3 protein-coding genes are annotated in these 6584 nt (G+C 68.0%); all 3 read left to right on the forward strand.

Annotated features, from left to right (window positions below):
- The coding region (locus ABD231_RS11370; protein WP_344149269.1) for a ComEA family DNA-binding protein at positions 1–210 on the forward strand (210 nt) is incomplete at its 5' end.
- The gene (locus ABD231_RS11375; RefSeq protein ID WP_344149271.1) at positions 197–2815 is read left to right on the forward strand and encodes a ComEC/Rec2 family competence protein; all 2619 of its coding nucleotides are present in this window, start codon (positions 197–199) and stop codon (positions 2813–2815) included. The genes ABD231_RS11370 and ABD231_RS11375, both read left to right, overlap by 14 nt.
- Positions 2816–3639: 824 nt before the next feature.
- The gene (locus ABD231_RS11380; protein WP_344149273.1) at positions 3640–6444 is read left to right on the forward strand and encodes a DUF222 domain-containing protein; all 2805 of its coding nucleotides are present in this window, start codon (positions 3640–3642) and stop codon (positions 6442–6444) included.
- Positions 6445–6584 lie beyond the last annotated feature (140 nt).

The following is a 6584-nucleotide window of genomic DNA, read 5'->3' on the forward strand; positions in this document are numbered from 1 at the left end:
GCCGCCCCACCACCAACCACGCCCCTCAACCTCAACACCGCCACCGTCCCCCAACTGGACGCCCTCCCCGGCGTAGGCCCCGTCCTAGCCCAACGCATCCTCGACTACCGCACCGAAAACGGCCCCTTCACCACCATCGACCAACTCCAAGAAGTCCCCGGCCTAGGCCCCAAGAAATTCGACTCCCTAAAACCCCATGTCCACACCTAACCCCACTCCAACCCCCAACGCCCCAAGGCCCGCCACCCCGGCCCTCGCCGACCAGGCCCCCAGCGCCCCGCCCCTCAACGACCCAACCCCCGACGACCCACCCGCCGACGATCCGGCCACCCGCCTGGACATCCGCCTCCTGGCCCCAGCCGCCGCCGGCTGGCTAACAGCGGTCGTCCTAGTCGGCTACCACCCCGCCGTCAGCCTCCTGACCGCAGCAGCAACCCTCACCCTCGCCACCATCACCACCCTCCTCATCCGCCGAATCACCCAACGCCCCCAATCACCCGACGCCTCCGCGCCCACCCACCGCCGCGACCCTTCCAAGGCCGTCCCATCGACCGCACTCCGCGACCCGACCCCGACCCGCCGCAGCTGGGTGCTCCTCGCAGTCCTCGTAGTCGTGTCCGGCATGGCCCTCGCAGCAGCTCTCCAAACCCACAGCCTCCGCACCGGCCCCATCCGCGCCCTCGCCGCCGACTCCGCCACCGTCGAAGTCCACCTGAAGCTCAACAGCGACCCCGTCGTCCGCCGCGCCCCAGGAACCCACCGCCCGCCGTACGTCGTCCTCCAAGCAACCATCGAAGAAGTCCGCCCCCGCACCCGCCGCCCCGCGGACACGCCACCCGCCACCGAGCAGCCTCCTTCCGTCGCCACCTCCATCCGCACACCAGTCCTCGTGATCGCCGGCGAGAACTGGCGCCATGTCCGTTACGGACAACGGATTGCAGCAACCGGCCGCCTCGAATCCGTGCAGGACGGCGACGACGTGGCAGCCACCCTCTCCATCCGCACCCCACCCCGCCCACTAGCCGAACCAGCCTGGTGGCTCCAAGCCGCCGAAAGAGTCCGAGCCGGCCTCCGAGCCGCCGTCGCCAACGAACCCACCGACGTCCGAGGCCTGGTCCCCGCCCTAGTCATGGGCGACGAATCAGCCCTCTCCGACGAACTCACCGAAGACTTCAAAACAACAGGCCTAACCCACCTCTCCGCCGTCTCCGGCACAAACCTCACCCTCCTCCTAGCCTTCGTCCTCCCATGCGCCCGCCTGATCGGAGTCCGCGCCCGCGGCCTAACAGCAGTCGGCGTCATGACAGTCGTCGTCTTCGTCATCCTCGCCCGCCCACAACCCAGCGTCCTCCGAGCCTCCGCCATGGGTCTGATCGCCCTAGCCGCCATGACCAGCGGAGACGGCCGCCGCCGCGCAGTCCGCAGCCTCTCGGTAGCAGTCATCGTCCTGCTCCTCCTAGACACCTCACTCGCCCGTTCCGCCGGCTTCGCCCTCTCAGTACTAGCCACCGCCGGCATAGTCCTCCTCGGCCCCGGCTGGCGCGACGCACTGGCCAACTGGCTCCCGCCCTGGCTCGCCGAAGCCATCGCCTGCCCATTAGCAGCCCAACTAGCCTGTACGCCGATCGTCGCCTGGCTCTCCGGCGAGGTCTCCCTGGTAGCAGTAGCCGCCAATCTGCTAGCGGCCCCCGCCGTCGGCCCAGCCACAATCCTCGGCTTCGCCGCAGCAGGTGTAGCCCTCATCAGCACCGAAGCCGCCCAACTGATCGGCTGGACCGCAGGCTGGCCAGCCCAATGGATTCTCCTGATCGCCCGCCAAGGCGCCGACCTCCCCGGAGCCGCAAACCCCTGGCCAGCAACAGCAATCGGCGTAGCCATCCTCACCCTGCTCTGCCTAGCCCTGGTCTTCGGCCTCCACCGCTTACTGTCAAAACCCATCGCCATGCTCCTAGCCGTCCTGCTCCTAGCCCTCGCCGTACTACGCCCAGTCGGCTCCCTGGGCTGGCCACCCCGAGACTGGGTGCTAGTCATGTGCGACGTAGGCCAAGGCGACGGACTAGTCCTACGAGCAGGGGAGCGCAGCGCAGTAGTCGTAGACACCGGCCCCGACCCAACCGCTATGAACAGCTGCCTCCGCGACCTAAAGATCGACCACATCCCCGTCCTAGTGCTCACCCACTTCCACGCCGATCACGTAGGCGGCCTAGCCGGCGTACTGAACGGCCGACGCGTAGACGAACTAGAGGTGACGCCCTACTTCTCTCCCCGCGCAGAGCACCGCCGAGTAACCGACCTAGCGACCCAACACCGCATCCCCATCCGAACCGTCACCTACCAAGAGAAACGAGCAGTAGGTCACCTCATCTGGACAGTCCTTTGGCCGGCCCGAGTCCCACCCCTACCCCCACCCGGCACCTCCTCCGCCACTCCCACCGACGAAGGCTCCCCAGAAAACAACGCCAGCATCACCATGCTGGTCGAGACCTCCGGCCTCCGCCTCCTCCTCACCGGCGACCTGGAACCCGAGTCCCAACGAGCCATCCTCGCCACCGGCGCCGACCTCCGCGCCGACGTCCTCAAAGTCCCCCACCACGGCTCAGCCCAACAAGACCCAGCCTTCCTAGCCGCCACCCAAGCCCGCCTAGCCCTAATCTCCGCCGGCCGAAACAACGACTACGGCCACCCAGCCCCCCGAACCCTCGACCTCCTCTCCCACCAAACCACCCGCACAGCCACCACCAACACAACCGGCCCCCTAGCCCTGACCAACCCCAACAACCACCTATCCCTAACCACCCGCCCCCTAACCGAATAACCCCAACCCCCGTACGCCGACCTCCAACCGACGCACCTCGACTCCCGCCACCCCCGCCAACCGCGAACCCCGCCAACCGCGAACCCCGCCAACCGCGAACCCCGCCAACCTCCCGCGCCCCCTCACGTCGTGCGCCGCGAACCCGCCAACCGCAAACCTCGCAAACCCACCCCTCGGCATCCCGTAGGCCCTTCAAACCCGCGCCCCCGCCACATCCCGCGCCCCTCACGTCGCGCCCCGCAACCCTGCCAACACCCAGCCCCGCCTGCCGCCCTCACCAACCACCTACGATCCCTCCACTCCGAACCCCCTCGCCTCGCGCCCGCCCGTCACCCCGGTCACCCTCGCCACCCTCACCACCCCTTCAGCCCTCAACCGCCAACATTCCCGGCCATCCCGCCCCGCCCAACCTCGTTGCCTGCTGTGGAATTGCGCCCGCCAGGCGTTCATCCACCACCGACAGCCGCCGCGCAGACGGCATCACCTCGCCGGCAGCAACCCAAGCCCGTCAACTACAAGCAACGGGCCACGGCCAGCCGTCCGCGCCATCCCCTCAGCCACAGCCCGCCCAGCCACCCTCGTCTGTAGAACCGGCCGCAGCGAGGAGCACCCGGCACCAGCCGTCCCGGCCGCATCCGAGTGCTGCTACCACCACCTGTTCGTCTGTACACCCTCAGCGAGAGAGTAATAGTTGCTAGAGGCAAGCAGAGTGCCAAGCAACCCATCTGTGGACGGCCAACCAGAATCTGTGGATAACTATCTCCCTTAAAAATAAGGGGTTCCGGCTTTGAAAACTGTCGGAGGGCATGCCTAGAGTTGACGGTATGAACCTCCTCGGCGACCGACCCGCATGGTCGATGAACGGCAGTGAAACGCTGTCGTCCCTCGACGCGATCGACGCCGAGATCGCCCGCCTCGAAACCTCCCGCCTGCACTACATCGCCAGAATCGACGAAACCGGCCACGCCGAAGAACTCGGCGCCCGCAACACCGCCGAACTCCTGACCTTCCGATACCGCATAGACCCCCGCAAGGCCCACGGCATGGCCCGCCTGGCCCGCGCACTTTCGAAGTACACCGCAGTCCTCGACGCGCTCCCCGACCCATCCATCGCGGTACCCGTCCCAGACGGAACCGACGACACCCTCCCACCCGAGGTCCTGCTACGCCCCGAGCAAGCAGCCGTGATCGTCTCGATGCTGGAAAAGGTCCCCACCACTGTCCCGACCGAACCCCTACGCGTCGCCGAAGAACAACTAGTCCGTCTCGGTCGGCTCCTCCCACCCGCCAAACTGAGCCAAGCCGCCCAACGTGCCCGCGACCTACTGGACCAAAACGGCCCCGAACCCGACGAGCAGAAGGCCTACGCCCGCGAACGCCTCACCCTGATCCCCGACGAGCACGGCGTCCGCATCACCGGCTACCTAGCCAACGACAACGCCGAGCTGATGTGCGCCACCATCCACACCGGTGCCCGCCCCCACCGAACAATAGACGGCGAACGGGACCCCCGCTCCGCCGAGAAGCGCCGAGCAGACGCCCTCTCCGGCACCCTCCGCGTAGCCGCCGCAGCCACCGACGCCGGCGACATCCGAACCACCCCAACCACCCCACCATCGACGCCCACAGCCACCCCGAACACACCCCCGAGCGCATCAACCAGCCCACCCGCCACACCATCCACCTCAACGCCAGCCCTGAACTCAACGCCAACCCCGCAACGCAACTCCACCACCCCCACCACCCGCAACGCCGCCACGAACAAGACCAACGCGGACACAGCCGCGGGCATGGCCACCGACGCGCACACTGATGCGGCCACGACCGCGATCGTGAATGCTGATGTGGCCGTGACGGCGGGTGCGAGTGCGAGCCCGGGCGGGATGGCGAGTGTGGACGCCGATGCCGATGCCGATGCCGATGCCGGTGCGGATGCTGGCGGGATTGCGGGCGTGGTCACCGGCACGGGTGTGACGGGGAGCGTGCAACCTGGTACAGGTGTGGGCACCGATACGGGTGGGGCCGTGGGTGTGGACGCCGATACGGGTGGGGCCGTGGGTGTGGACGCCGATACGGGTGGGGCCGTGGGTGTGGACGCCGATACGGGTGGGGCCGTGGGTGTGGACGCCGACGCGGGTGGGGCCGGGGCCAACGTCGGCGCTGGTGCGGGCGTGCATATCGGCGCTGACCTGGACGTCCGCTCGGACGACGGCGAGGCAGAGGTCGAACTGGAGGCAATCAGCTCTGCGGAGCTGAGTGTCGGTCGGGGCGCAGACGTACTCTTCGACGCGGAGGCCGGTGGGGGAGCGGCCGTGCAGGCGGAGCGGTGTGCAACCGACGTCGCCACCGCCACGCTCGGGCCCGTCGTGGCCAACAACGGGGTTCCAGGGTTCGGTGCGAAGGCGACTCTGGTCGTCACCATCGACTGGCAAGACCTCAAGAACGCTACCGCCCACGCCATCGGCAACACCGTCTATGGCAGCGGGCTGTCTGCGTCGACGGCTCGGCTCTTGGCCTGTGACGCCAAGATCATCCCCGTGGTCCTCGGCTCCAACTCCGAACCATTGGACGTCGGGCGCTGCGAACGCCTTGTCACCAAGGGAATGCGTCGCGCCCTGAATACCCGAGACCGTGGTTGCGTTGTTTGCGGCGCTCCACCGGTTCAATGCGACGCCCATCATCTCGTCTCGTGGATCGAGGGTGGAGTGACCGCCGTACACAACCTCGTGCTGCTCTGTCGCATCCACCATGTCGACCTACATGCTGGCAAGTGGTTGATCACGATCGTCGACGGCAAAGTCCGTGTCGCACTCCCGACCTGGGCCGACCCGCCATCGATCAGACGCCGAGTACCCTCACCTGACCCGTCACTCACCGCCGCACGCCCCATCGCTGCCGCCTGTGCTCATCGCGCGAGCGGACTCGGCGCAGACGCTCCCGGCCCGAGCATGCCCAGCGCAGGCACGCCCGGCCGGAGCGGTACTCACGCGAGCCGACCGGCTGCAGACCGGACCGCCGCCGGCTGGCCCGGTGTAGACGAGCTCAGCGTGAGTGGTTCCGCCGCGGGCAGGTCGGGGGTTGACCGGTCCGTTGCCGACTGGCCCGGCGTTGACGAGCTCGGCATGAGTGGTTCCGCCGCGGGCAGGTCGGGGGTAGGCCGGTCCGTTGCCGACTGGCCCGGCGTTGACGAGCTCGGCATGACTGGTTCCGGCACGAGCAAGCCCGGCGCAGGCTGGCCCAGCGTAGACCCGCCCGACGCAGACCGGCCGGATGTTGACGAGCGCGGCATGAGTGGTCCCAGGCAGAGGGAGGCTGGCAGGAGTGGTCGCGGCGTGAGTGAGGCCTGCACGAAGGGGTTGGGTGCGGTTGAGTTTGGCGCGGATGGGCGGAGTCTGGGTGAGGTTGTCAAGGACGGGCGGGGTGTGGGTGAGGTCGGTGGGGGGGGGGGGGGGGGTTTGGTGCTGACGGCAACGGATGTTCGTGCGGCGACCATGCGGGCTATTTGGGGAGAAGATTTGCTGCCTGAACCGCCGAGGCGGCTTATGCGGTTGAGTGAACGAGCCGACTTTGATCCGTGGGGCGAGGGCGACACGGGAACTGCAGCCTTACCGCCTTGCGGGCCTCGGTGACCTGGCGCTAGGCCCGGCCAGGAAGCTGGAGGACTCCACCCCACGGTTAGTACGCCGCGGCCGCACGCGGATTGGATCGTGAGTGAACCGTCCCGGGTTTGGTGCACCCTCGGTTATGTGTGGACGACTGGTCGGTCGTC

Origin of the sequence: Kribbella yunnanensis, from assembly GCF_039529655.1 — a bacterium.
In the GTDB taxonomy this organism is placed as follows: domain Bacteria; phylum Actinomycetota; class Actinomycetes; order Propionibacteriales; family Kribbellaceae; genus Kribbella; species Kribbella yunnanensis.

Bases quoted from the DNA above. Each gene is read 5' to 3' on its own strand.
- ABD231_RS11375 (WP_344149271.1), top strand. From the start codon at position 197: ATGTCCACACCTAACCCCACTCCAACCCCCAACGCCCCAAGGCCCGCC.
- ABD231_RS11380 (WP_344149273.1), top strand. From the start codon at position 3,640: ATGAACCTCCTCGGCGACCGACCCGCATGGTCGATGAACGGCAGTGAA.